Source organism: Pseudoalteromonas prydzensis (assembly GCF_001661495.1).
Taxonomy (GTDB): domain Bacteria; phylum Pseudomonadota; class Gammaproteobacteria; order Enterobacterales; family Alteromonadaceae; genus Pseudoalteromonas; species Pseudoalteromonas prydzensis.
This window is the reverse complement of record NZ_BDDT01000001.1, coordinates 720,128-744,335: the sequence shown is the minus strand read 5'-3', so window position 1 is coordinate 744,335 and position 24,208 is coordinate 720,128. Positions and strand designations below refer to the sequence as shown.

The following is a 24,208-nucleotide window of genomic DNA, read 5'->3' as shown; positions in this document are numbered from 1 at the left end:
CCGAAGCGTCACTCTCTTCATCAACACGTTAATATAAGGTCCAGCTTCCTTACTGGTGATCTTCCCTAGGGCACTGAGGTCGGTACGTTCCCATTCTTTATCATAAGCGAAGGCTTAATGAGTTGGGTTATTCTGTGTTGATGCGAACGATTATTACTTTGATTTAATTTAATGTCAATATTTAAATGATAATTATTTTTATTTGTTTGGTTTTATTTTTATTACTTCATTTACAGCGGTGAGTAAGTTGATTAACGTAGAGCTATTAACTGCTTAAGAAAAATAAAAATGCCTAGAATAAATATGATTTTGAAATGCAGGATCGCGGTGATTGGGGCGCTGTTAATAGCGTTATCAGGTTGCTCTGCTTCGTTTACTTACAATAATATAGGGTGGCTATCAGCATTTTGGATTGATGATTATGTCGATTTAACTAAACAACAAAGTAAGCAAGCTAAAGCATTAATTAAGCAAAGCCGAGACTGGCACCGCAAAACTCAGTTGCCATTGTATCGTCAGGATTTATTATCATTACAAAAACTACTGATCAATAACCCCTCAGAGCAGGCCTTACTTTCGCATTTTCAAGGTGCTAAAGTGCATTGGCAGTCGTTAGTGTTGTATGTTAAAGATGACCTGGTAGCATTGGCTATGAGCTTATCAGCACAACAGCGACAAGAGTTTGTTGACGCGATAGCAAAAGATATGGCGGACGATGTTGAACAGTTTAATGAACAAACTGAGTTAGAGCGTAAACAGGAACGTCTTGAGCGGCAATTAGATACCTATAAAGACTGGCTTGGTCCACTTGATGATCAGCAAATCGCTTTGATAAGCCAAGCAAATAGTGAATTCCAGAGTACCTTTTTGTTATGGCAAGCGTATAAGCAAGCGAGGCTCGATAAACTTAAGCAGGTGTTTTTTGATCCACAACTGAGCCGTGAGCAGTTCATTAGCCAATTATCAATGGTGATCACTGAACGTGAAGCGTTTATGAGTGACGAGCTGATCCGTTTAGATGCAAACAATGCAAAACACTATGTTCAGTTATTGATTAATTTAAGAGCGACTATAACAGCCAAACAGCTTAAGCATGCCAATGCTGAATTTGCTGATATGCTAAAAGATATCGAGCAATTAATTGCAAATGATTAGAGCTATGAATTACTAATATTACGCACTTTAAACGCTTTTTAATAAATAGCGCTTGTACTGTGTAAATTAATCGTTAGACTAAATTTTTTATCTGGATTTAAGCTTCTCGGATGGATATCGCAGCGATTGATAGCGTTAAAGTACTACGTGAAAACCTACTGAAATGGATTTGTTTTTGTTTTGGAGTTTTAGCGAGTATTTTCACCTATTTTAACCTTTTTATTAATGACTTCTATCAATTAGGTATTTTAGAAGGGGTTTTTGCTGCTTATTGTTTTTATACTTTTCACTACGCACGTAAGCGCAAAATCCAGTCTTGGCAACCGTTAGTATTATGTTTGTGCATTACCTTATTGATCACACTTGGTACTTATTTAGCCGCAATGAATAGCGGTTTGTTCGTATGGACCTTTTCGCTACCAGTACTTTATTATCTATTATTAGGGTGTAAGCGAGGGTTTTATTTATCGCTGTTATTAGCATGTTTGCAAACGTGCATATTTATTAGTAAACCTTCTCTTGCGCCATTTGCAGCTCTTAACTTGAGCTTAAATATGAGCTTTAATTATGTGGGGATTTGGGTTATTGCGCATATTTTTGAAGCCAGTAGAGCGCAATTTGCCCAGCGATTAGAGAACTTAGCACTGTTTGATCCGTTGACGAAAACCGGTAATCGTCTTGCAATGAATCATTACTTTGAAGTTGAATTGGTAGATAAAACTAACTTATTTACTATGCTGCTTGATCTTGATTACTTTAAAAAAGTAAATGATCAGTTTGGTCATGATGTAGGTGATCAAGTTTTGATAGCAGTGGCCAATATACTCAAGAAAAAAATTAACAAAGGGCGTGTGTTTCGAATAGGAGGAGAAGAGTTTGCGTTGTTTATTCCTGACTCCAATCAACAACAGAGTTATCAAATCGCTGAAGATATAAGAATGACCTTGCAAGACACAAAGATTAATGTCGGCGATCGGCAGGTTAGTTTAACGGCCAGTATTGGCTTAGCGTCTTATCAGCATGATAATACTTTAAAGCAAACACTTAAAACGATAGATAAACAACTTTATCAAGCTAAAAAAGCGGGCCGAAATTACGTCTCGACTGAGCAGATGCATAGCCCAATAAATTTAGAGCAGGTTTCTTAACCGCCTTGATACATTTGTTCAAATGCAGGGATATTACTTTCCCAAAGTGGCGTATCTTTACCTAGGTGCTCACGAATAGCATCAAAGAATAACCGCGTTCTTACCGGTAAATCACGATGCGGATATACGGCGTACATGGCGCTGTATTCTTGTAGTTTAATGTCGGTTAACAACGGCACTAAGCGACCTTGCTTGATTTCATCGCCAATAATAAATGCTGGCGCGAGTACGTAAGTGGTACCGGAGAGGGTTTTATCTAGCAACACTTCTGCATCATTGGCTCTGAACACACTTTTGATTTTTTGCTCTTGCGGTAAGCCGTATTGATCCACATAACGAATTCCCTCAACGCGTAACGAGGTGCTTGAGTAACTGGCCGCAGGTAAATCAATTAAATCTTCTATTTTAGTTGGCAATCCATAGGTTTGAATGAACTCAGGTGCAGCCAAAATCAACAGTCTATTACGGGCAATTTTGCGGGCGATCAGCGATGAATCTTTGGGTTCACCAACGCGAAAAGCTAAATCAAATCCTTCAGATACCAAATCAACTAACTTATCATCCAGCCTTAACTCGACTTCAACTTGTGGGAAACGTTTTTGAAAATCGTTAATAACGGGCTGCAAGTAACGTCTGCCGATGATTGTTGATGAGGTTATTTTTAATACCCCTCGCGGCTCTTGGTGGTAGTTCTCTGCTAAACGAACTGTTTCGCCGAGCAATTGGCGTAATTCACTGGCCTTTTTTACCATTTCGGCACCTGCCGCGGTCAGTGAAAATGATCGGGTGGTGCGGTTAAGTAAACGTACCCCTAAATCATCCTCTAGACGGCTGATTTGTTTTGAGATCACCGAACGGTCAATATTGCGGGTTTCTGCGGCTTTGGCAAATGAGCCTCGCTCAACCACTTCTAACAACATTAATAAACGACTTGTGGTATCCATTGATTACTCACCAAAATTTAATTGATGCCATATTGGCATTAATGAATTTAAAAATCTATGGTTTTTGTCCGCATGTTTGTTCCGTACTATGAAAAAATACACCAACAGGAGCGTCGTCATGAACAAACACTTAATAGCCATTGCAGTTTTAGGGGCATCACTTACCCTTGCCGGTTGTGCTGAAGAGCCAGCCCAACAAAGTAACCAACAACATCTTCAACCAATTGATGTTGCTTCAGTGATCATCAAGCCTGTACAGAACTGGCACACATACACCACGCGTTTAGAAGCGCCAGAAGAAGTTTCACTTATGCCACGTGTGGCTGGGGTTATTGAACATATCGCTTTTAATGAAGGCGATATAGTAAAGCAAGGCGATTTACTGTTTAAACTCGATGCCCGTCCTTATGCGGCGGTGGTTGCTAGTTTAGAAGCGCAAGTTGTCAGCGCAGAGGCTGCATTATCACAAGCGCAAAGTGAAGCCAAAAGAGCAGTGCGATTAACTGAGCGTAAAGCAATTTCAACAGAGCAGGCTGAATCGCGTACTTCAATGTTACACCAACGTGAAGCACAACTTGCCGCTTTAAAAGCGCAGCTGAACGCAGCCAATTTAGATTTAGAATTTACTGATATCCGCTCACCGATTGATGGCGTGATCTCGCGTGCCAATATAACGAAAGGCAATAACGTGTTGGCTGGGCAAAGTGTGTTGACCTCAATTGTTTCAAATCAAACTATGTATGCTTATTTTGATGTTGATGAACGTACTTGGAATAGTTCATTTGATGAAGTAACTGTGGCGGATCACCAACAAGTAGTAATGCAGAAAGTCGGCCAGCGTGCATTCGCGCACACAGGTTATATTGATTTTATTGATAACCAAATTAATGCTGCAACCGGCACGCTACGTGTTCGTGCACGATTTGATGAAAACAGCGGATTACGTGCAGGCTCGTTTGCGCGGATCAAGTTAGCGGCAAATGATATAACAGAGCAAGTTATTGTGCCTGATAAAGCCATTGGTACTGATCTGAAAAATCGTTTTGTACTGACAGTCGGTGAAGGCAATGTACTTGAATATAAGCTTGTGACAACTGGCGAGCGATATGGCAGTTTTCGCGCTATTACATCTGGTTTAAAAGCGGGTGATGTGATTGCCGTGAATGGTCCAGCACGCGTAGGCCCGGGAATGCCAATTGCGCCGAATACCGTGACTTTAGACACCAAAGGTGTTGCTTTTACATTATCATCAACAGCGCAGCACACGCTAATGGCTAAGAAGTAGGACGAATAATGAAATTTTCACACTTTTTTATTCAACGACCGATATTTGCAGCCATGCTGTCATTGGTGATTTTAATTGCTGGTGCTATTTCGTTGTTCCAATTGCCAGTTAGTGAGTACCCTGAAGTTGTACCACCGACCGTTGTGGTAACGGCAAATTACCCAGGCGCCAACCCGACTGTGATCGCGCAAACAGTGGCAACGCCATTAGAGCAAGAGATCAATGGGGCAGAGAACATGTTGTATATGTTTTCGCAAGCGACTAGTGATGGACGTATGACACTGACAGTAACATTCGCACTGGGAACCGATTTAGACCGTGCCCAAGTACAAGTGCAAAATCGTGTAAATAGTGCACTGCCGCGTTTACCACAAGAAGTACAGCGTTTAGGTGTAGTTGCTGAAAAGTCATCACCCGATTTAACCATGGTTGTGCATTTATTTTCACCTGAAAAAACCCATGATACCGCGTACTTATCAAACTACGCTGATCTGTATATTAAAGACCAAATTGCGCGCTTGAGTGGTGTGGGTGATGTGCAGTTATTTGGCGGTGGTCAATATTCAATGCGGGTGTGGCTTAATCCTGATGCATTAGCGGCGCGAGAGTTAACGGCTATGGATGTTGTCACTGCGCTACGCGCACAAAATCAGCAAGTCGCGGCAGGTAGTTTAGGTGCACAGCCAGCAGCAACTGAGAGCCAGTTTCAAGTATTGCTGAATGTAAAAGGGCGTTTAAATAGCGTTGAAGAGTTTCAACAAGTCATTATTAAAGTCGGTGAACAAGGTCAGTTAACGCGTTTAAATGATGTTGCGCGCGTTGAACTTGGCCAAAATACTTACTCACTAAGGGCTGAGCTTGATAATCAACCAGCACTTGCGATGCCGATATTCCAACGTCCTGGCTCTAATGCGATTGAGCTTTCAGACCAAGTACGCGAGACCATGGCGCGTTTATCGAAAGATTTTCCAAGTGGCGTTGAGTACGACATCGTCTATGATCCCACTGTGTTTGTGCGTGGCTCAATTGATGCGGTAATTACTACTTTACTCGAAGCGATTGTTTTGGTTGTTATCGTGGTGGTGCTATTTTTACAAACATGGCGAGCATCGATTATTCCATTAATTGCAGTGCCAGTATCACTCATTGGTACTTTTGCGGTGATGCAATGGTTAGGTGTATCGATTAATACACTGTCGTTATTTGGTTTAGTACTGGCTATTGGTATTGTAGTTGATGACGCCATCGTGGTGGTCGAAAACGTTGAGCGAAATATTGAACAAGGTTTATCACCACTAGAAGCGACCCGTGTTGCGATGACAGAGGTGACAGGCCCAATCATTGCCATTGCGTTAGTGCTTTGCGCGGTGTTTATCCCTACAGCATTTATCACCGGTCTTTCGGGGCAATTTTATAAGCAGTTTGCATTAACGATTACTATTTCAACGGTTATTTCAGCCTTTAACTCATTAACCTTGTCACCAGCGTTATCGGCACTGTTATTAAGAAGTCATGATGCTAAACCGGATGCGTTGACACGTTTACTAAATCGTTTATTTGGTCGTTGGTTATTTGCGCCTTTTAACCGTGTATTTGACCGTGGTGCAAAAGGCTATCAAAAGTTGGTGCAAAAATTAATGCGCATGACTGCCATAGTGATGGTGGCTTATGTGGTATTACTTGGCGGCACAATTAAATTATTTGATGCGGTCCCTGGTGGCTTTATTCCGGCGCAAGATAAACAGTACCTAGTTGCTATTGCCCAGTTACCAGATGCTGCGAGTTTAGAGCGCACCCAAGATGTGGTTAAACAAATGCAAGAAATTGCATTGCAAGTGCCTGGTGTTGCTAATACCGTTGCTTTTCCTGGCTTATCGGTAAATGGTTTTACTAATAGTCCTAATAGCGGCATCGTGTTTACACCGCTGGAAGCATTTAGTGAACGTAGTGATCCAAGTATGTCAGCAATGGCCATTGCTGCACAATTAAACCAACGTTTTAGTGCGATTGATGAAGCATTCGTTGCGGTATTCCCACCTCCACCAATTCAAGGTTTAGGCACTACAGGTGGCTTTAAATTGCAATTAGAAGACCGTGGTAATAAAGGCTTTGAAACGCTCTTTAACAGCTTGCAAACGGTGATAACTAAAGCGCAACAAGATCCCGCGTTAATGGGACTTTATTCAAGCTTTAGAATTCAAGTGCCACAAATGGATATTGATATTGACCGTGAACAAGCGCTGATCCAAGGCATTCCTCTGGATGAAGTATTCAATGCCTTGCAAGTATATCTTGGTTCTATGTACGTGAATGATTTTAATTTATTTGGCCGTACTTACCAGGTAAATGCCCAAGCTGATGCGGATTACCGCCTTGATCCTGAGCAAATTTTGAATCTAAAAGTGCGTAACAATCGCGGTAATATGGTGCCATTGGGATCAGTGTTAACCGCTACAGCAAGTACCGGCCCTGATAGAGTGATGCATTACAATGGCTATCCAAGTGCCGAGCTCAATGGCAGTCCAGCGCCAGGCTACAGTTCAGATCAAGCGCAACAAGCAATTGAACTGATTTTGGCTGATAACTTACCAAGTGGTATTGAATATGAATGGACAGAAGTGACTTTCCAGCAAATCCTTGCCGGTAATACTATGGTGTATGTTTTCCCACTAGTGGTGTTATTGGTGTTTATGGTGCTGGCTGCGCAATATGAAAGCTTACGCTTACCACTGGCAATTATTTTAATCGTACCAATGACTATATTCTCTGCCTTAATGGGCGTGTGGTTGGTGGGTTCAGATAATAACATTTTTACCCAAATCGCCTTAATTGTCTTAGTGGCGCTGGCATCTAAAAATGCCATATTGATGGTGGAATTTGCACGGGATAAAAATAACCATGGGCTGAGCCATTTTGATGCCATTTTAGAGGCATGTCGGATGCGTTTACGTCCTATCCTGATGACTTCAATTGCGTTTACGGCGGGCGTTATACCACTGGTATTAGCAACCGGTGCTGGGGCTGAAATGCGCCATGCAATGGGCAATGCAGTGTTTTCGGGGATGATTGGGGTCACGGTATTTGGCTTATTATTTACACCGGTCTTTTATATTTTGGTAACTAAAACGCGTAAAGTGACTACGCAGGAGCAAATTAATGAGTAAGTATAAATTAACCGCTCTTGTGGTTGCGAGTCTTTTAACTGGCTGTGCAAGCAAAATCGATGAGCAGCAGTACCAAAGTCAGCTGCAAGAATTTGTTACGAAAACGCAAATAGCTGAGCAGTTACAAGGTCAAGATGAACTTAACTGGTGGCAGCAATTAAACTCGAGCCAACTCAATGATTTAGTAAAGAGTGCTCGTACTAATAATCATGATTTACGCACCAGTCAGTTACAGCTGAAAAGTGCCCTTGCCCGTTTAGGTGGCCAAAAAGCTCAGTATTTACCGCAAGGGGGAGTGGCCGTTGACGCCACTCGTACAAGTATTGGTGATGCAAATACACGTCAATCGGCAGCCAATGTAAACCTTGATTGGCAACTGGATTTGTTTGGCAAGATCACTGCGCTTGTTAATGCTGCGAATGCAGGCGCGATGAGCCAAGCTGAGCAGTTACGTGCTTTACAGATTGAAGTGGTCGCGTCTGTGGTCAAAGGCTTTGTGAGCTTGCAAGGTAATAAGCAAAAGCAGCAGATCATTGCATTGCAAATTGAAGCATTACAGCAAAGTATTGCAGTGCTTCGAGCTCGGGTTGAAGAAGGCGTGGCAAATGAACTTGACCTAAATAGAACCTTGGCACAATTAAAGCAACAACAGGCGTTATTGCCAGAGATTGAATACGCTCAGTTTCGTGATTTAGCAACCTTGGCAACATTAACTGGCCAGTTACCAAGTGATTTAAGTGTGATAGATGAACAGGGCTTATTTACGCATGCATTTACTGTGAGTTTAGCAACGCCCAGTGATGCGATCGCCTTGCGACCTGATATTAGCCAAGCATTATTTGAATTTAGCCAAGCGAATTCATTAAGCGTCGCTGCAAGTAAAGCGTTATTACCTGATATCAGTTTATCGGCATTTGCAGGGGTGGTGAGTTTAGGAAACAATCAACTCTCTGATACTGCACAGCAGTGGCAAGTTTCGCCACGCGTTGAATGGTCACTGTTAAGTTACCCTGCATTACTGGCACAACGTGATGCGCAGCAATATTTGAGTGAAGCGGCTTATAGCCAGTACCAACAAGTGGTGTTGAATGCAATGGCACAAAGTGAACTTTCATTGCAGCTATTAGTCAAACAAAGTCAACAACAAAGCTATGCCGAACAGCGTTATAAATATGCAAATAATGCCTTTTTACAAGCGCAGGCAATGTATCAAGAAGGGCAAATACCCTACTTAGAGTTGTTAGATGCGCGACAGGATGTTTTAATAGCGCAGGAAAATGCAATTGACTCAACGATTTCATCATTACTTGCTAAAGTAAACACTTATCAAGTATTTAATGGCCGTTGGAGTTATGCGTTAGTTAATTAAGCTAAGTTGAGTTTTTAATGCCACATACTGATCTTTTATCAACAATCCCCGCCACAATGCGTGCGATTGCGTTACTTGAACCAAATGAACAGATACATCTGTCTGAGCTTGAACTTGCGGTGCCCGATGTCGTAGACAACGAGCTGCTGATCAAAGTTGAGTATGTTGCATTAAATCCAGTTGATGCGTGTTTTGCAAAGCATGGTTTTTGTAAATGGCAATACCCGCACATACTCGGCCTTGATGCTGTGGGTGTGGTTGTAAAAGCAAGCAAAGGTGTATTTCCAAATGTCGGTGCGCGGGTTATGTGGCATGGCAATATTGGGGAACAAGGTGTGTTATCACAATACGCTAAAGTGCCTAATTTTGCAGTGTCACAGGTGCCTGATGACGTGAGCTTAAAGGATGCTGCTACTTTACCCTGTGCGGGTATGTCGGCATTAATAGCACTTGATAAGCTGCAATTAACCGAAGGCGACTCGATTTTAATTGAAGCGGGCGCAGGAGCGGTAGGCCAATTTGCCATCCAATTTGCAAAACAACGCGGCGCGACAGTATTTACCACTGCGAGTAAACGTAACCACAAGCTAGTTAAGCAATTGGGCGCTGACGTGGTATTTGATTACAACGATAAAAAACTCAGCGACAAAATCCGTAAAGAACTTGGACCGCAAGGTTTTGATGCCGTACTTGATTCTATTGGCGGGGAAACCACGGTGCGCAATGTTGAATTAATGCGTTTTTGTGGTCGTATTGCCTGCTTAAACCCATTGCCTATGTTTGAGCAAGAACTCATGTTTAGACGTGCACCTAATATAGGTATTGTGTCATTAGGTGGAGCTTGGCTTGCCAATAGTTTATGCGCCCAGCAACGAATGAGCTTTATGGGCAATTTGTTACTCGATAATTTAGCCAGTGGCACTATTAAGATCCCGCAGATCACTGACGTTGAATTTAACGCCAGCAGTATTTCACAGGCGCTTAATAAGCAAGTTGCAGGTGGCTTTACTGGTAAGCAGGTAGTGAAAGTTAGCCATATTTAGTGATTTATAGTCCAACAATATTAAGCCTCGCAATTGCGGGGCTTTTTGTTATTGTTTAAGGTATCAACTTTGGGAGTAAATATGACATTTACAGACTTTTATCGACTCAGCGCCCATGCGGTGATCACCAATGCCAGCGGGGAGATTTTGCAGTTAAAGGCAAGTTATGGTGAGCAAAGTTGGGGATTACCTGGTGGCGCGTTAGATATGGGTGAAACAGTACACCAAGCACTTATACGCGAATGCCAAGAAGAACTCGGTTGTGAGGTGAAAATTGAACACTTAACGGGTATTTATTACCACAAGGCGTTTAATTCCCATGCATTTATTTTTAGAGTCAGTTTGTTAGAAAATGCTGTGATCAGGCTCAGTGATGAGCACTTAGCACAGGGTTATTTTAAATTGTCAGAGCTTTCCAAGGTTCAACAACATAGAGTGTCTGCTTGTTTAAACTTTAGCGGTACAGTTGATAGTGCTGCATTTTAATTTGCCCTGAACACTCGCTGTCATTCACTGGAAAATGAAATATGCATACACAACGTTTAGTTCTTCGCCATGGTCTGCTCAGTGATGCGCCATTTATTTTAAGCTTATTAAATCAGCCTAGTTTTTATCGTTATATTGCTGATAAAGGCATTTACACTGAGCAACAAGCTGAGCAGTACATACAAAAAGCATTTATTGATGGTCATCAACAACAAGGCTTTGGGCCGTATATTGTGGCAAATAAACACGGTGATGCCTTGGGTATGGTGGGGTTGTTCCAACGCGATGCATTAGCAGTGCCAGATATTGGTTTTGCATTTTTAGAGCAATATACCGGGAAAGGGTTTGCCTATGAAGCAGCTGCAAAATTATTAAGTGTTTACGAAGGTAAATTTCCACAGATTGCTGCGATTGCTGATGTGGATAATAGCGTGTCCCATGGGTTATTAAATAAACTGGGCTTTACTGTTTGTGGCAAAGCAGTGCTAAATAAAGATGGCACTGCTTTGGTGGTGTTTATTCGTGACTCAGGGCACTGATAGTTGCTGCGACTTGTTTATTAATCGTTTGCCAGTTTAATTCTAAACTTGCGACAAGACCTTCATAGTCATCATCAATTAATGGGCTAACCTCACTAAAATAATGAATTTCTTTTAATGAGCGGCCTTTCTCAAAAGTCGTGTAATACAGCCGCCACAACCCAGAAATATCCGCATTTCCTTGATTATCACCATTAAAATGATGCAGCTCATATTCCAGCTCATAATAACTTTGCTGATCTTTGTCGGTAATAACTGGTAAACCTTTCACCACCATCCAGTTATCAAGAGCGGTAAAGAGCGCTTGATGTGCGCTGGCGGTGAGCATTTGATCTGGGGCTTCACTCCATAAATGATAATTTGCAGCGTTAACTTGGTTGTTGTCTAGTTTCATGGCGATACCTCGATTATTCAAGGCACCACGCAGGCTGACAGTCGTGACGCGTAATTGAGCTATTGTGTCAGTTGAACTGCGCTGCATTGGCTTTATGGTTTGCTCAAACTGATAATATTCAACCGGTGCATTAAGCGACTGACTACACCCAGATAACAATAGCACCCCGATAACAGCAAAAAATTGTGGTCGTAATAGCGTGCGCATTATTGTTTCCTCGGAGTTGGATCGCTAGGCAATGATTTATCAAAAATAAACATATTCGGTTGTTCATTTAAACCGCGAGTAAGCGGTTGCAACTCTTCACTCAAGCGCTTAAATTCTGACAGCGTTTGTTGTAGCTGCTGATGAAATGAAGAACCTTGTTGGTAACTGGCCATGGTTTTTTCAAATTGTTTCATTGTCACATCAAATTGCTGCATACTTTTAGTCATTTCAGCAAAATTACGGTTAATATCACCCGGTAAATCTTGGGTATCTTGTTTATTTAATAATGTGCGCATTTCATTTGCTAGCGATTGGTAATCAGCAAATGCGGATTCAATTTGCGCTAAACTGTCTTCAATTTTTAAATTATTTACTTTATTTAATACATCTGAAACTTGATCAGCTAATACCGTGATGCCACTGGAAATACTCGGGAACACTTGGTATTGCGAGAGCGTTGTTAATTGAGCACTAGGTGCATCGTGGTAGATATCAAAATCAACGTACACAGCGCCGGTGAGTAAATTGCCCGGTTTTAAAGAAGCACGTAAACCATTTTTGATCCAACCATCTACGCTGCTTTGCCAAAACTTTTTGGCTGATGCACTGTCATGATAAATACGACCATATTCGATTTTTATTAGCGCAGGCACAGCGGTGTTATCTGTTCTAAAGTGGGCTGGCATGCCATCGATGATCACATTTGCAGGGGCTTCAACTACCGTGCCTACTCGCATGCCGCGATATTCGACCGGTGCGCCAGCGCGCAAGCCTCGAATAGACTGCTCAAACTCAATTAAATAATAATCAAAGTCATAAAAGCGCTCCTCTAAGGCATCTTTGTAACTATTACTTAGAGAAAAGTTATGACCTTCTTGGGCATACTCGCCAGGTGATTGCTGATCAGGCAACGCAACAGATATACCTCCTTTCAATAGTCTACTTATAGATCCTGTTTTGACATTAATACCATCGGCCGATAAATCAATCTCAACACCTGAATTGACCCAAAAAATAGAATTTAAAGTGATCAGGTTTTGATAAGGTTCGTTGACGAAAATACCGTACTTCATCGCTTGGTTTTGCCAATCAAAAGTCGCCGTCTCAACTTGACCAATTTTATAATTTTTAAAAAAGATACCTGTGCCTACATCCATTACTTCTGCATCGTAACTAAGTAAGGTAAAACGGCCGCCTTTTACATCTTTACCAATTAATGCAGGCTCTTCTTGTAATTCAAAGTGTTCTTTGGTTTTTGTACTTTCACCCGGAGCAAACTCTAAATACACCCCAGAAAGTAAGGTACTCATACCACTGATCCCGGTTTCATCAATACGCGGTTTCACAACCCAGATATTGGCATCTTCGGTCAGTAATCCATCATAATGTTTGTCGATTTGGGCGCGGGCAATAACACTGTTTTTTGTATCAGAAAGGCGCACATGATCGATTTGGCCTATTTTCACGCTGCGCACTTTGATCTCTGTTTTTCCTGCCACTATCCCTTCAGCATGAGGCATTGAAATATAAATAGTGGCGCCTTTATTTGCTTGATATTGATAAAGCATCCACGCACCAACTAATAAAGCTATTACGGGTATTATCCAAATAGCTGAAATAATTGGTTCTTTTTTTATATTAGCGGTTTCACTCATGCTGTTTCTCTAATTTATGCTTTTTATCATTGCTTGGCGAATCCCATAATAATCGAGGATCAAACGCGTGGGCTGCCAACATTTGACAGATCACCATGATAGTAAAAAATACAGTGCCTAAGCCAGGAGTCACTGACATTAAGTTTCCTAATTGTACTAAGGCTACTAGAATTGCGACAACAAATACATCAATCATGGACCATTTACCAATAAATTCAGTTAATTGATACACTTTGGTATAGCCCTTTGTTTGGCTATTGGCCGGTTTGCTGACCAAGAAACATAAAAAACTTAAAATGAGCGCTTTTGCTAAAGGAACCACCACACTGGCTAGAAAAATAATCACCGCAATTGGATATGAACCTGCTTGCCATAAGATAATGACGCCACCGATTAATGTTGACGGAGATTCATCCCCTAAACTTGTGGTGTACATGATTGGGAATAGATTGGCAGGAATATAACAGGCAATTGATGTTAACAACCAAGCTGCGGCCTTTTGTACACTGTGAGGATTACGGAGATGGGTTTTACTATTACAGCGCGAGCAATACTCGCCTTCACTAAGTTGATGGCACACATGACAGGCACGAATATCATTATCTATGGCGCGGTGTGATAGTTTTTCTGCTGCTATTTTAGCTTGTGGCTGTATTTGCTCCCATAACCGTGCTCTATTTAAATGAGCTAACGCGCCAATATAAAGTAGTACAAACGCGACATACGCCCAAAAGCTAACGCCAAAGCTAATCTCCGCCAGTGACATTATTTTAACCATACTGACCAACACACCAATAAGAAATATCTCAGACATGATCCACGGCTCCAACGCTAAGGTAAACTTAAGTAAGCGTCTGGAAATTACGTTAGGTAATACTTTTAATACCCCTAAATGCAATGGAATAAGAATTGCGAGCAACATCATGGGTAAGCCAATGATGCTGACATCGATAAATAGGCCTAATAAATCACTGTCGTAGTTAAATAAAATTCTTGCCGCATCGGGTAAGGTAATAGTCTGTGTTATGCCATTACTGCTAAATGAAATAAATGGGTAAAACATACTACTTAGCAGCATCAGAAGAGCACTGAGGCTAAGCGCTACAATACGACTATCATAATTTACATTTGCTGCGCATAGTTTACTGTGGCAATGTGGGCAGACAGCCATTTGTTTTGCAACGATGCGTGGAATGTCGATTATAAGGTCACAATTAGGGCAAGCAGTTTGCAAATTAGTCGCCATGAAAGAAGTAATTTAATCCAAGTTTGCATTAATTAAGGGCTAAATACAAATGCGAGATTGGATTAACTAGACTAGTCTATTAAGAATGTTGTTATGCAATTTATAATTAGCAAAAAGCATAGATTCAGAGAGATTAAATGAAGTATTTTATAGCGATTTATTTAATATTATATAGTGGGCTTGTCATGAGCTTAACCGCGCCTAAGCCCAGCGATAGAATCACTGTTGCTGTTAGCCCATCTTTGCCACCTTATGTATTTAGCGACGACGACACTGGTTTACAATTGCAGATTTTAAAATCAGCGTTTAAAGATCAAGGTGTCACTAATTTGGATATCATTTATATGTCCAATAAGCGAGCAGGGCAGTCGCTGGAACAAATGAGTGTTGATATTGCAATGAATTATGCCGGAGCAACTAATTCTGCGATTTATTCAAGTCAGAGTTTATTGGCTTATCAAAACGTGGCTATTAGTTTAAAGAAGAATAATTTTAAAATTAATAGCGTGTATGACCTTTCTGGCAAGAGTGTGGTTGCTTTTCAAAATGCCACCGAATTTCTGCCTGCGCCATTTAAAGCATTAACGACTAAATTACGCTCTTATGAAGAAGTGGTTTATCAAGCAGCTCAAGTTGATCAGTTAATGAAAGAGTGGGTTGATGTGGTCGTATTGGAAAAGCGGGTATTTTTATATTATTTACAGCAATACAAAGCAACCCATCCAATTCAACCTATCACAATTCACCCAATATTTCCTGAAGCACCTCGTCCGGCTTATTTTACCAGTAAAGTGCTACAAGAGATTTTTGATATGGGGCTTGCCCATATCATTGAAAATGGCGAATACAGTAAAATTATGGCCTTTGATGGTAGTGAATATACTCAGCTTGTTACCCCAAACTCAATCGAATAGGGCAACTGTTTGCCGAGTAAGCGCCAGTAATTCTCCAGATTGCGACCAAATGCAGCCATCTTCTAACCCGTAGCCATCTTTGCAGTGGTGAGTTATTGCCTCAAAACCAAGCCACTCGCCAGCGCTCAACTGAGGTGTTTGCACAAATTCTAAATACCATGACATGCTACTTGCAGGCGCCGGTTGGCTAAACATTTGTAATAACGTTGGTGGCCAAGCATCTGTAAGTGCAATGATATGGGCTTCACTAAGTTGCGCTGGTGATTGTTTTAATTTCATCCAGCCGCCTAAGTGTGATGTTTGCGCGGCAGTAAACGGCATGCTGCCCTGTTGTGGGCATAAATCAACATGTTGAAAAAACTCCGGCATTACCCCAGCTTGAAATGGTAAAGTGTGACGCTCATTAACAGGTTTCAGGCTCATTGCTTTTGTAATGGGTACATTGATTGCTGAATCGCGAGATTTTGCAAAACATGCTTGCACAACCACACTCACCTGATTATTTTGCACTGCTTTTGCCAATACCTGAGTACTGCTTTTACCTTCGCGTAATATTTCAATGTGCAGTGAAAAATCAGTATCTGCTAATAAAGGCCCGACAAAGTTGGTACTGATAGAAAGCAAACGACGGCTTGGTTCTATTTGTTGGCGCATTGCTTGATAAAGTAGCGAAGCAGATAAACCGCCAAAAGCTGTTCGACCTTGGCACCAGTTGGCTGGAAATTGCATGGTTGCAGTTGCTTGCTCAGGCAATGGTAACTTGCCAATAAGTGCCGCTTGTTGCAGCAATTGATCAAAGTGCATGATGATCCTTATTAAGGTGTTTTTTATTTGTTGTTAATTTTATAGCACATAAAAACTAGTCAGACCAGTTGTTAAAAGCGGGATGGTTGCTGTAAAAAACACCATTACAGACACTTATTCAGGCTTTTTGTAAAATAAATTACAAAAAATCACTTTTTTTTCATTTTTACAGTTGAATTAAGTTTGGCGCATCCCTATTTACTAGTCATCGAATGTATTAACGAATTTTGAAGTTGGAGAAGTTTCATGGGTAGAATTATTGGAATTGATTTAGGTACTACTAACTCTTGTGTTGCAGTACTAGATGGCGGTAAAGCCCGCGTAATTGAAAACGCGGAAGGCGATCGCACTACACCATCAATCATTGCGTATACGCAAGATGGTGAAACATTAGTTGGTCAACCTGCAAAGCGTCAAGCAGTGACAAACCCAACCAATACATTATTTGCGATTAAGCGCCTAATTGGTCGTCGTTTTGAAGACGAAGAAGTACAACGCGATATCGGCATCATGCCTTTTAAAATTATCAAAGCTGATAATGGCGATGCATGGGTTGAAGCGGGCGGCGAAAAACGCGCTGCACCACAGATTTCAGCCGAAGTATTGAAGAAAATGAAGAAAACTGCTGAAGACTTCTTAGGTGAAGCAGTAACTGAAGCGGTTATCACTGTTCCTGCATACTTTAATGATTCACAACGTCAAGCAACGAAAGATGCTGGTCGTATCGCGGGTCTTGAAGTTAAGCGTATTATCAATGAGCCGACAGCTGCTGCTCTTGCTTACGGCATGGACAAAAACAAAGGCGAAAACATCGTTGCAGTATATGACTTAGGTGGCGGTACTTTCGATTTATCAATCATTGAGATTGATGAAGTTGAAGGCGAGCACACATTTGAAGTACTTGCGACAAACGGTGACACTCACTTAGGTGGTGAAGATTTCGATAACCGCGTTATCAACTACTTAGTAGCTGAATTCAAGAAAGATCAAGGTTTAGATTTAAAAACTGATCCACTTGCAATGCAACGTGTAAAAGAAGCTGCAGAAAAAGCAAAAATTGAACTTTCATCAGCACAATCTACAGAAGTAAATCTTCCGTATGTAACAGCTGATGCAACAGGTCCTAAGCACATGAACGTGAAACTAACACGTGCGAAGCTTGAATCACTTGTTGAAGACTTAGTACTTAAGTCAATTGAGCCACTTAAACGTGCGCTAGCTGATGCTGACCTATCAGTAAGTGACATCAACGACATTATCCTTGTTGGTGGTCAGACACGTATGCCACTAGTGCAAAAAACAGTATCTGAGTTCTTTGGTAAAGAGCCACGTAAGGACGTTAACCCTGATGAAGCTGTTGCAGTAGGTGCGGCGATCCAAGGTGGTGTACTTGCAGGTGACGTTAAAGATGTACTATTACTAGACGTTTCGCCATTATCTCTAGGTATTGAGACAATGGGTCAAGTAATGACAGCGTTAATTGAGAAAAACACCACGATCCCTACTAAGAAATCGCAAACATTCTCAACAGCGGAAGATAACCAAGCTGCAGTAACGATTCACGTATTACAAGGTGAGCGTAAACGTGCTAGCGACAATAAATCTCTGGGTCAATTTAACCTAGAAGGTATTCGTCCTGCACAACGTGGTACACCACAAATCGAAGTTACTTTTGATGTGGACGCGGATGGTATCTTACATGTATCTGCAAAAGATAAAGATACAGGTAAAGAGCAAAAAATCACGATTCAAGCATCTTCAGGCTTAAGCGATGAAGAAGTTGAAAAAATGGTTCGTGATGCTGAAGCGCACGCAGAGGATGATAAAAAGTTCGAAGAGCTAGTTGCTGCTCGTAACCAAGCAGATGCATTAGTTCACGGTACGCGCAAGCAAGTTGAAGAAGCTGGCGATGCACTACCAAGCGAAGATAAAGAAGCGATTGAAGCTGCTGTTGTAGATTTAGAAGCAGCCATTAAGAGTGACAACAAAGAAGAGATTGAAGCTAAAACTCAAGCTCTTGCTGAAAAATCACAAAAATTGATGGAAATTGCACAAGCTAAAGCTCAACAAGCTGGTGGCGAAGGAGATGCACAACAGCAACAGTCTACTAAGCAAGATGATGATGTTGTAGATGCAGAGTTCGAAGAAGTGAAAGACGACAAGTAATTGTTGCAAGCGCTTCGCCTAACTGAAAACACGATGACTGATATCGTAATGTAAGTTAGGATGAACAACTTAGGCGCGCAGGCACAAGCTTGACGCGCCTTTTGCATGTAAGACGTGCATACAATAGCTTTAAAAATTCAATGGTAAATCGATTAGATTTATCGGTTTATCCGCAGCAATGCTGCAATAGCATAAAAAGAGTAGTGTGATAGATATGTCAAAACGCGATTATTATGAAGTCCTTGGTGTGGCAAAAGATGCCGGCGAAAGAGACATTAAAAAAGCGTATAAACGCTTAGCGATGAAATATCATCCAGACCGTACCGCAGGCGATAAAGAACTTGAAACGAAGTTTAAAGAAGTAAAAGAAGCTTACGAGATCCTCACCGATAGCCAAAAGCGCCAGATGTACGATCAATATGGTCATGCCGCCTTTGAACAAGGCGGTGGTGGCGGTCATCATGGTGGCCACGGTCAAGGTGATTTTGGTGATATTTTTGGTGATGTGTTTGGTGATATTTTTGGTGGCGGCGGTGGCCGTCGTCAATCACGTCAACAACGTGGTGCCGATTTACGTTACAACATGGACTTAAGCTTAGAAGAAGCGGTTCGTGGTAAAGAAGTTGAAATTAAAGTGCCAACATGGGTGAGCTGTTCACCTTGTGATGGCAGTGGCGCAAAAGCGGGTTCTAAACCGAAAACATGTACAACCTGTCATGGTGCTGGTCAGGTACAAATGCGTCAAGGTTTCTTTGCAGTACAGCAAACGTGTCCAACCTGTCAGGGGACAGGGCAGATTATTTCTGATCCATGTAATAGCTGTCACGGTCAAGGCCGCGTAGAGAAAACAAAAACTCTATCAGTTAAAATTCCAGCTGGCGTTGATACTGGCGACCGTATTCGTTTGTCGGGTGAAGGTGAAGCCGGCATGCATGGTGCCCCTGCTGGAGATTTGTACGTGCAAGTATCTGTGCGCGAGCATCGTATCTTTGAGCGAGATGGTAATAATTTATACTGTGAAGTGCCAATTGGCTTTACTACCGCAGCGCTGGGTGGGGAAATTGAAGTACCAACTCTTGACGGCCGTGCTAAGTTAAAGATCCCAACAGAAAGTCAAACGGGCAAAATGTTCCGTATGCGTGGTAAAGGCGTTAAGTCTGTGCGCAGTGGTGCTGTTGGTGACTTGATTTGTAAAGTGGTAATTGAAACACCGGTTAACTTAAATGAGCGCCAGCGTGAGTTGTTAGAAGAACTTGAAGTAAGTATGGGTAAGGATGGGTCTAAAAACCGTCCAAAAGAAAAAGGCTTTTTTGATGGTGTAAAAAAGTTCTTTGATGACCTAACTAAGTAACACTTTAGTTATAAAAAAATGGCGCCGAATGGCGCCATTTTTTATGCTTGTTATTCTTATTAATGGTCTAAGAATAAAAAGTTTTGCCAGCTTTTCATGCGGATCAACACTTTACGCATTACTGAAATATGCTCGAAATGATCTGAATAAACAGCGACTTCTGCACTGGTTCCTTTTGGTAAATTAAATTCACTCATATCGTCAGTAATTTTTAACATTACTATGATATTGCCTTCTTTATTAAAGAAGTCCGAACCAATTAATGCACCTTGAGCTTGTAGTTGACCTTCGCCCATAGCAGGAAGTACAGCAGTAACTTCACCTGAAAAGGTTCTGCCAGGAATTGCTTTGAAGATAAACTCCGCTTTATAACCTGCTTTTAAACGTTGGCTTGAGTTTTGTCTAAATGAAGCTGCATACGCTGTGCCTTCCTCATGTACAAATGACATTACAGGTCTCAGTGGCATAGGTACAGCCATCATCCCCGGACGTAATGTTAACTGCGTGACATAGCCATCAGTTGGTGCGTACACGCGGGTGCTATCCAAATCAAATTGCGCTTGCTCAAGGACTGAACGTGCTTTGGCTATTTGTGTTTGCTCACCGTTGATCTGTGACTCATAGGCAATACGTTGACGTTCTTCCTCAGCTTGTGCAGCTTCATAGCTTGCTTTAGCTGCATAATAGGTCCCTTTTTTATTATCAACATCACCACGAGAGAATGCGCCTTTTTTTGAACCTTCTTCGTAGCGTTTATATTCGACTTCACTGCGCAAAAACTCAGCTTTCGCTCTTAGCGTACTTGCTTGGGCTGATTTATACGCTGCTTCTAATCCAAGAACCGATTGCTTTGCATCTTGAAAAAGTGCCGTAGCTTCATTGACACGTGCTTGATAAAGGGTGTCGTCAATTGAGAATAATAAATCACCTTGTGTAACTTTTTGATTAGGCTTTACAGTGATTTCTGTCACGGTCCCGCGGACATTAGGAACAATTGGCGTTGTGACATAGATATTTCTTGCCAAATTAGCATGCGGATGGTTGTAATTCATAACCAAAATTAAAGTGCCAATTAAAAAGATACCGCCCAGAATGGCAGTAGGTACTGTCCATTTATTTAATGGTATTTTAAACACTTTAAAAACAACAATACAAATAGCTGCGTAGGTAAGTATTAATAATAAATCCATAGTAGTATTAGCTCTTCTCGTTGTTGTTATTATTGCTGCTAAGTTGCGACTGTAATGACTCTACTTGGGCTGTTAATTGCTCAACTTTTATAGCCAGTTCATCATGCTCGTGTTGTAAATGGTTAAATCCCCACCCTCTATCTTCTCGCCACATCGTTGCCCAAATCCATAAAAATGGCCACAGTACGTGCAAGGTAAATAAACTAACCCAACCAGCGTAATGAATGGCATCTAGTTGTGGATGATTGCGTTTTTTAGCAATTTCGTAAGGTATATCGTGCAGCGCAATGATGCCGTAAAATATGAAGATACCAACAAAGATCAGTATCCCTAAAGCAAAGTAATCTAAAAACATTATTATCCCTTTTATTACCCGAATGGGTGAAGTTAGAGGAGTATAATGCCAAAAGTTAACACCAAGTGCACCTGTTTATGTTGCTGTAAAAGGGAACTAAGCCGTTTTGTCGCTTTATTTAGCATACTTATCGATATGATAATTAGTCTCACTTGCATGATTGAATAATAGGCGTAAAATCTGCGCCATTAATGTATTTAGTGAAATGAGATAGCATGGTAACGCTCGACAAATTAGTAATCGGCCAACATGGCTCTGTAGTAAGCATTGATCCTAATGCGAATTTGTTACGTCAAAAGTTACTTGCTATGGGTTTAACACCGGGCGCGCCAGTGCATGTTTTACGCTTTTCTCCGTTTGGCGACCCTATGATTGTCAAAGTTCGTGGCACTGTGCTGAGCCTTCGTAAAGCCGAAGCAAAATCAATTAATTTGGAGCTGGCAGTATGAATCCAAACATTGCCGTTATCGGCAACCCTAACTGTGGTAAAACCACACTCTTCAATGCGTTAACCGGCAGCAAACAAAAAGTAGGTAATTGGTCAGGTGTAACTATCGACAAAAAAATTGGTCAATTTAAAGTGGCCGATCAACATGTTGATTTAGTGGATTTACCGGGCACTTACTCTTTAGATGTGAATGCGCAAACCCCACTGGATGAAAAAATTGCCCGTGATTATGCCCTCAGTGGTGAGTCACAATTGATCATTAATATTATTGATGCATCAAACCTTGAACGTAACTTATACCTGACAGCCCAGTTACTAGAGATGAAAATACCACTGGTCGTGGTATTAAACATGGTGGATGTAGCAAAGCGTAATGGTTTAACCTCCGATGCTAAAGCCCTTGAAAAACGCCTTGGTTGCCCTGTTATTGCGATAAGTGCAAATAATAAAAAAGATATCGTTGCCTTAAAAGACTGTATAGCACAGGGCCTACTACGACAAAAAATATCATCACAGCAGCCTAGTTATGATGAAAAGGTAACGCAGGCAGTTAACAATATCACGTCAAGCTTAGTCAAACATAGTAAGCCTTTAAAGGTAGATAGCCAGTGGCTTGCTCTGCGATTACTTGAGCAAGATGAAAGTTGTTTTGGTTATGCTGATCAACACACTTTATCTGTTGCTGAAGCTGAATTTTCACAATTTGCCGATCATCACGAACTCGATGTTTTGTTTGCCAATGGCCGTTATGAGTTTGCTAACCAACTGGCTGAACTGACGCAAAACAGCAAAGGCATCGCCAGCGAAACGATCAGCGATAAAATTGATGCGGTAGTAATAAATCGCTTTTTAGGTATTCCGATTTTTTTAGCGATCATGTACTTAATGTTTACCATTGCGGTGAATGTGGGTGGTGCATTTATAGACTTTTTTGATCTTGCCGTAGGCGCTATTTTAGTTGATGGATTTGGTCAGTTGCTTAGCTCATTAGGCTCACCTGATTGGCTTCGCGCTTTACTTGCCGATGGGGTAGGCGGTGGTATTCAACTTGTCGCTACCTTTATTCCTGTGATTGGCTTTTTATACTTTTGCTTGGCTTTTATTGAAGACTCTGGCTACATGGCGCGAGCTGCGTTTATTATGGATAGGTTAATGCGTGCCATTGGTCTACCTGGTAAAGCGTTTGTGCCATTAATTGTAGGCTTTGGCTGTAACGTGCCCTCAGTAATGGCTACACGCACTTTAGAGACGCATAAAGACCGTTTACTCACAATTGCTATGTCGCCATTTATGTCATGTGGCGCACGTTTAAGTGTGTATGCGTTATTTGTAGCAGCGTTTTTTACCACTAATGGTCAAAATTTAGTGTTCGCTCTGTATATCCTCGGAATTGTGATGGCGGTATTAACAGGCTTAGTGCTGAAGAATACCTTGTTTACCCCCACGTTAACGCCATTTATTTTAGAGTTGCCGGCATATCACATGCCAACCGCAAAAGGCGTGCTTTACAAAGCGTGGGAGCGGTTAAAAAGCTTTTGTTTGCGTGCAGGTAAAACGATTATCGTGGTGTTTGTAATTTTAAAAATATTAAGCTCAATTGGCACCGATTTTACCTTTGGTAACGACAATACCGATAAATCAATGCTCAGTGAAATATCTAAAGTGGCAACGCCAATTTTTTCACCAATTGGCGTTGAGCAAGATAATTGGCCTGCAACGGTGGGAATATTCACAGGTGTATTCGCTAAAGAGGCCGTAGTCGGTACATTAGATAGCTTATATTCTAATTTAGATGGCGCAGCGCAAGGTATTAGTGAGGATGTAAATGTTATTGATAAAGTGGCAGAAGCGTTTGCCAGTATTCCAGCTAATTTAGCTGATGTGTTTGCCAACTTACTTGATCCACTTGGCTTAAATGTCACTAATGTGAGCGATAAAAGCAGTGCTGCAGTTGCTCAACAAGTGAATGTTTCTACTTTTACTACCATGGAAAACCTATTCAGTAGCCAACTTGCAGCATTTAGTTATCTGGTATTTGTACTTTTATACACGCCATGTGTGGCCGTAATGGGTGCAATGTACCGTGAAGCTGGGATGAAATGGATGCTGTTTGTTGCGACATGGTCAACCGGCCTTGCTTATATAACGGCTTCAGTGGTGTACCAAGTGGGTAACTTTAAGCAAGCTCCGATGTTTTCGGCATTTTGGTTGCTTGGCTGTGCTGTGGTTGTTGCCTTAGCCGTCAGCTCAATGCGTATCTATGGCAATAAAATGGCTGCTAAGAGTCGTTTGATCCCCGTAGTGAATATAATTTAGCGAAGACATTTAATTGTTAAAAAAGAGTA

20 protein-coding genes are annotated in these 24,208 nt (G+C 41.4%); 13 read left to right on the top strand and 7 right to left on the bottom strand.

Annotated features, from left to right (window positions below; translation table 11 throughout):
* Positions 1 to 288 precede the first annotated feature (288 nt).
* Positions 289 to 1,155: a DUF6279 family lipoprotein gene (locus A7968_RS03080; RefSeq protein WP_064665093.1), complete on the top strand. Its 867-nt coding sequence runs from the start codon at positions 289 to 291 to the stop codon at positions 1,153 to 1,155.
* Positions 1,156 to 1,265: 110 nt separating this feature from the next.
* Positions 1,266 to 2,303 carry a GGDEF domain-containing protein gene (locus A7968_RS03075; protein WP_064665092.1) on the top strand — a complete coding sequence of 346 codons (1,038 nt, stop codon included), beginning with the start codon at positions 1,266 to 1,268 and terminating at the stop codon, positions 2,301 to 2,303.
* Here A7968_RS03075 and A7968_RS03070 read toward each other — a convergent pair.
* Positions 2,300 to 3,247, bottom strand: a complete 948-nt coding sequence (locus A7968_RS03070) for a LysR family transcriptional regulator (protein WP_064665091.1) — start codon at positions 3,245 to 3,247, stop codon at positions 2,300 to 2,302. The two genes, A7968_RS03075 and A7968_RS03070, sit on opposite strands and share 4 nt — an antisense overlap.
* A 118-nt stretch (positions 3,248 to 3,365) precedes the next feature.
* Between A7968_RS03070 and A7968_RS03065 the strand changes: the two genes are divergently transcribed.
* From A7968_RS03065 to A7968_RS03040, 6 genes are all read left to right on the top strand, one after another.
* A complete protein-coding gene (locus A7968_RS03065; RefSeq protein WP_064665090.1) occupies positions 3,366 to 4,532 on the top strand; it encodes an efflux RND transporter periplasmic adaptor subunit in 1,167 nt (388 codons plus the stop codon).
* 8 nt (positions 4,533 to 4,540) lie between these two features.
* A complete protein-coding gene (locus A7968_RS03060) occupies positions 4,541 to 7,696 on the top strand; it encodes an efflux RND transporter permease subunit (RefSeq protein WP_064665089.1) in 3,156 nt (1,051 codons plus the stop codon).
* A complete protein-coding gene (locus A7968_RS03055) occupies positions 7,689 to 9,065 on the top strand; it encodes a TolC family protein (protein WP_064665088.1) in 1,377 nt (458 codons plus the stop codon). Before A7968_RS03060 ends, A7968_RS03055 begins: the two co-directional genes overlap by 8 nt.
* A 17-nt stretch (positions 9,066 to 9,082) precedes the next feature.
* Positions 9,083 to 10,108, top strand: a complete 1,026-nt coding sequence (locus A7968_RS03050) for a zinc-binding dehydrogenase (RefSeq protein WP_064665087.1) — start codon at positions 9,083 to 9,085, stop codon at positions 10,106 to 10,108.
* Positions 10,109 to 10,189: 81 nt separating this feature from the next.
* Positions 10,190 to 10,594: an NUDIX hydrolase gene (locus tag A7968_RS03045; RefSeq protein WP_064665086.1), complete on the top strand. Its 405-nt coding sequence runs from the start codon at positions 10,190 to 10,192 to the stop codon at positions 10,592 to 10,594.
* 41 nt (positions 10,595 to 10,635) lie between these two features.
* Entirely contained in the window at positions 10,636 to 11,133 is a 498-nt protein-coding gene (locus A7968_RS03040; RefSeq protein WP_064665085.1) for a GNAT family N-acetyltransferase, read from the top strand.
* Here A7968_RS03040 and A7968_RS03035 read toward each other — a convergent pair.
* From A7968_RS03035 to A7968_RS03025, 3 genes are read right to left on the bottom strand one after another with little or no spacing between them, the layout of a single operon-like run.
* Positions 11,111 to 11,734, bottom strand: coding sequence for a PqiC family protein (locus A7968_RS03035; RefSeq protein ID WP_064665084.1), 624 nt, complete (start codon positions 11,732 to 11,734; stop codon positions 11,111 to 11,113). The two genes, A7968_RS03040 and A7968_RS03035, sit on opposite strands and share 23 nt — an antisense overlap.
* On the bottom strand, positions 11,734 to 13,389 hold the full coding sequence (gene pqiB, locus A7968_RS03030; RefSeq protein ID WP_064665083.1) for an intermembrane transport protein PqiB: 1,656 nt from the start codon (positions 13,387 to 13,389) through the stop codon (positions 11,734 to 11,736). The genes A7968_RS03035 and pqiB overlap by 1 nt, the downstream gene beginning before the upstream one ends.
* Positions 13,382 to 14,623, bottom strand: a complete 1,242-nt coding sequence (locus A7968_RS03025; protein WP_064665368.1) for a paraquat-inducible protein A — start codon at positions 14,621 to 14,623, stop codon at positions 13,382 to 13,384. The genes pqiB and A7968_RS03025 overlap by 8 nt, the downstream gene beginning before the upstream one ends.
* 197 nt (positions 14,624 to 14,820) lie before the next feature.
* Between A7968_RS03025 and A7968_RS03020 the strand changes: the two genes are divergently transcribed.
* Positions 14,821 to 15,549 (top strand): substrate-binding periplasmic protein, encoded by a 729-nt coding sequence (locus tag A7968_RS03020; protein ID WP_167542950.1) that lies wholly within the window; start codon positions 14,821 to 14,823, stop codon positions 15,547 to 15,549.
* Here the strand turns inward: A7968_RS03020 and A7968_RS03015 are convergent.
* Positions 15,538 to 16,353 carry a thioesterase family protein gene (locus A7968_RS03015; protein ID WP_064665082.1) on the bottom strand — a complete coding sequence of 272 codons (816 nt, stop codon included), beginning with the start codon at positions 16,351 to 16,353 and terminating at the stop codon, positions 15,538 to 15,540. The genes A7968_RS03020 and A7968_RS03015 overlap by 12 nt on opposite strands.
* A gap of 246 nt (positions 16,354 to 16,599) precedes the next feature.
* On the opposite strand from A7968_RS03015, the gene dnaK reads away from it, so the two are divergent.
* Positions 16,600 to 18,519, top strand: a complete 1,920-nt coding sequence (dnaK, locus tag A7968_RS03010; protein ID WP_064665081.1) for a molecular chaperone DnaK — start codon at positions 16,600 to 16,602, stop codon at positions 18,517 to 18,519.
* Between the two features lie 214 nt (positions 18,520 to 18,733).
* The gene (gene dnaJ / locus A7968_RS03005; RefSeq protein WP_064665080.1) at positions 18,734 to 19,870 is read left to right on the top strand and encodes a molecular chaperone DnaJ; all 1,137 of its coding nucleotides are present in this window, start codon (positions 18,734 to 18,736) and stop codon (positions 19,868 to 19,870) included.
* A 59-nt stretch (positions 19,871 to 19,929) separates the two neighbouring features.
* Here dnaJ and A7968_RS03000 read toward each other — a convergent pair whose 3' ends face one another.
* Positions 19,930 to 21,060, bottom strand: coding sequence for an HlyD family secretion protein (locus A7968_RS03000; protein WP_064665079.1), 1,131 nt, complete (start codon positions 21,058 to 21,060; stop codon positions 19,930 to 19,932).
* Between the two features lie 7 nt (positions 21,061 to 21,067).
* Positions 21,068 to 21,415: a DUF3302 domain-containing protein gene (locus A7968_RS02995; RefSeq protein ID WP_064665078.1), complete on the bottom strand. Its 348-nt coding sequence runs from the start codon at positions 21,413 to 21,415 to the stop codon at positions 21,068 to 21,070.
* Positions 21,416 to 21,630: 215 nt separating this feature from the next.
* Here A7968_RS02995 and A7968_RS02990 point away from each other — a divergent pair, with 215 nt between their 5' ends.
* Both A7968_RS02990 and feoB read left to right on the top strand, forming a co-directional pair.
* On the top strand, positions 21,631 to 21,864 hold the full coding sequence (locus A7968_RS02990; protein ID WP_064665077.1) for a FeoA family protein: 234 nt from the start codon (positions 21,631 to 21,633) through the stop codon (positions 21,862 to 21,864).
* A complete protein-coding gene (gene feoB, locus A7968_RS02985) occupies positions 21,861 to 24,179 on the top strand; it encodes a Fe(2+) transporter permease subunit FeoB (RefSeq protein WP_064665076.1) in 2,319 nt (772 codons plus the stop codon). The genes A7968_RS02990 and feoB overlap by 4 nt, the downstream gene beginning before the upstream one ends.
* Positions 24,180 to 24,208: the final 29 nt, after the last annotated feature.

Bases quoted from the DNA above. Each gene is read 5' to 3' on its own strand.
- A7968_RS03070 (WP_064665091.1), bottom strand. From the start codon at position 3,247: ATGGATACCACAAGTCGTTTATTAATGTTGTTAGAAGTGGTTGAGCGA.
- A7968_RS02995 (WP_064665078.1), bottom strand. From the start codon at position 21,415: ATGTTTTTAGATTACTTTGCTTTAGGGATACTGATCTTTGTTGGTATC.
- A7968_RS03000 (WP_064665079.1), bottom strand. From the start codon at position 21,060: ATGGATTTATTATTAATACTTACCTACGCAGCTATTTGTATTGTTGTT.
- A7968_RS03035 (WP_064665084.1), bottom strand. From the start codon at position 11,734: ATGCGCACGCTATTACGACCACAATTTTTTGCTGTTATCGGGGTGCTA.
- A7968_RS03045 (WP_064665086.1), top strand. From the start codon at position 10,190: ATGACATTTACAGACTTTTATCGACTCAGCGCCCATGCGGTGATCACC.
- A7968_RS03055 (WP_064665088.1), top strand. From the start codon at position 7,689: ATGAGTAAGTATAAATTAACCGCTCTTGTGGTTGCGAGTCTTTTAACT.
- A7968_RS03080 (WP_064665093.1), top strand. From the start codon at position 289: ATGCCTAGAATAAATATGATTTTGAAATGCAGGATCGCGGTGATTGGG.
- A7968_RS03060 (WP_064665089.1), top strand. From the start codon at position 4,541: ATGAAATTTTCACACTTTTTTATTCAACGACCGATATTTGCAGCCATG.
- A7968_RS03020 (WP_167542950.1), top strand. From the start codon at position 14,821: ATGAGCTTAACCGCGCCTAAGCCCAGCGATAGAATCACTGTTGCTGTT.
- dnaK (WP_064665081.1), top strand. From the start codon at position 16,600: ATGGGTAGAATTATTGGAATTGATTTAGGTACTACTAACTCTTGTGTT.
- feoB (WP_064665076.1), top strand. From the start codon at position 21,861: ATGAATCCAAACATTGCCGTTATCGGCAACCCTAACTGTGGTAAAACC.
- A7968_RS03050 (WP_064665087.1), top strand. From the start codon at position 9,083: ATGCCACATACTGATCTTTTATCAACAATCCCCGCCACAATGCGTGCG.
- A7968_RS03065 (WP_064665090.1), top strand. From the start codon at position 3,366: ATGAACAAACACTTAATAGCCATTGCAGTTTTAGGGGCATCACTTACC.
- A7968_RS03075 (WP_064665092.1), top strand. From the start codon at position 1,266: ATGGATATCGCAGCGATTGATAGCGTTAAAGTACTACGTGAAAACCTA.
- A7968_RS03040 (WP_064665085.1), top strand. From the start codon at position 10,636: ATGCATACACAACGTTTAGTTCTTCGCCATGGTCTGCTCAGTGATGCG.
- dnaJ (WP_064665080.1), top strand. From the start codon at position 18,734: ATGTCAAAACGCGATTATTATGAAGTCCTTGGTGTGGCAAAAGATGCC.
- pqiB (WP_064665083.1), bottom strand. From the start codon at position 13,389: ATGAGTGAAACCGCTAATATAAAAAAAGAACCAATTATTTCAGCTATT.
- A7968_RS02990 (WP_064665077.1), top strand. From the start codon at position 21,631: ATGGTAACGCTCGACAAATTAGTAATCGGCCAACATGGCTCTGTAGTA.
- A7968_RS03015 (WP_064665082.1), bottom strand. From the start codon at position 16,353: ATGCACTTTGATCAATTGCTGCAACAAGCGGCACTTATTGGCAAGTTA.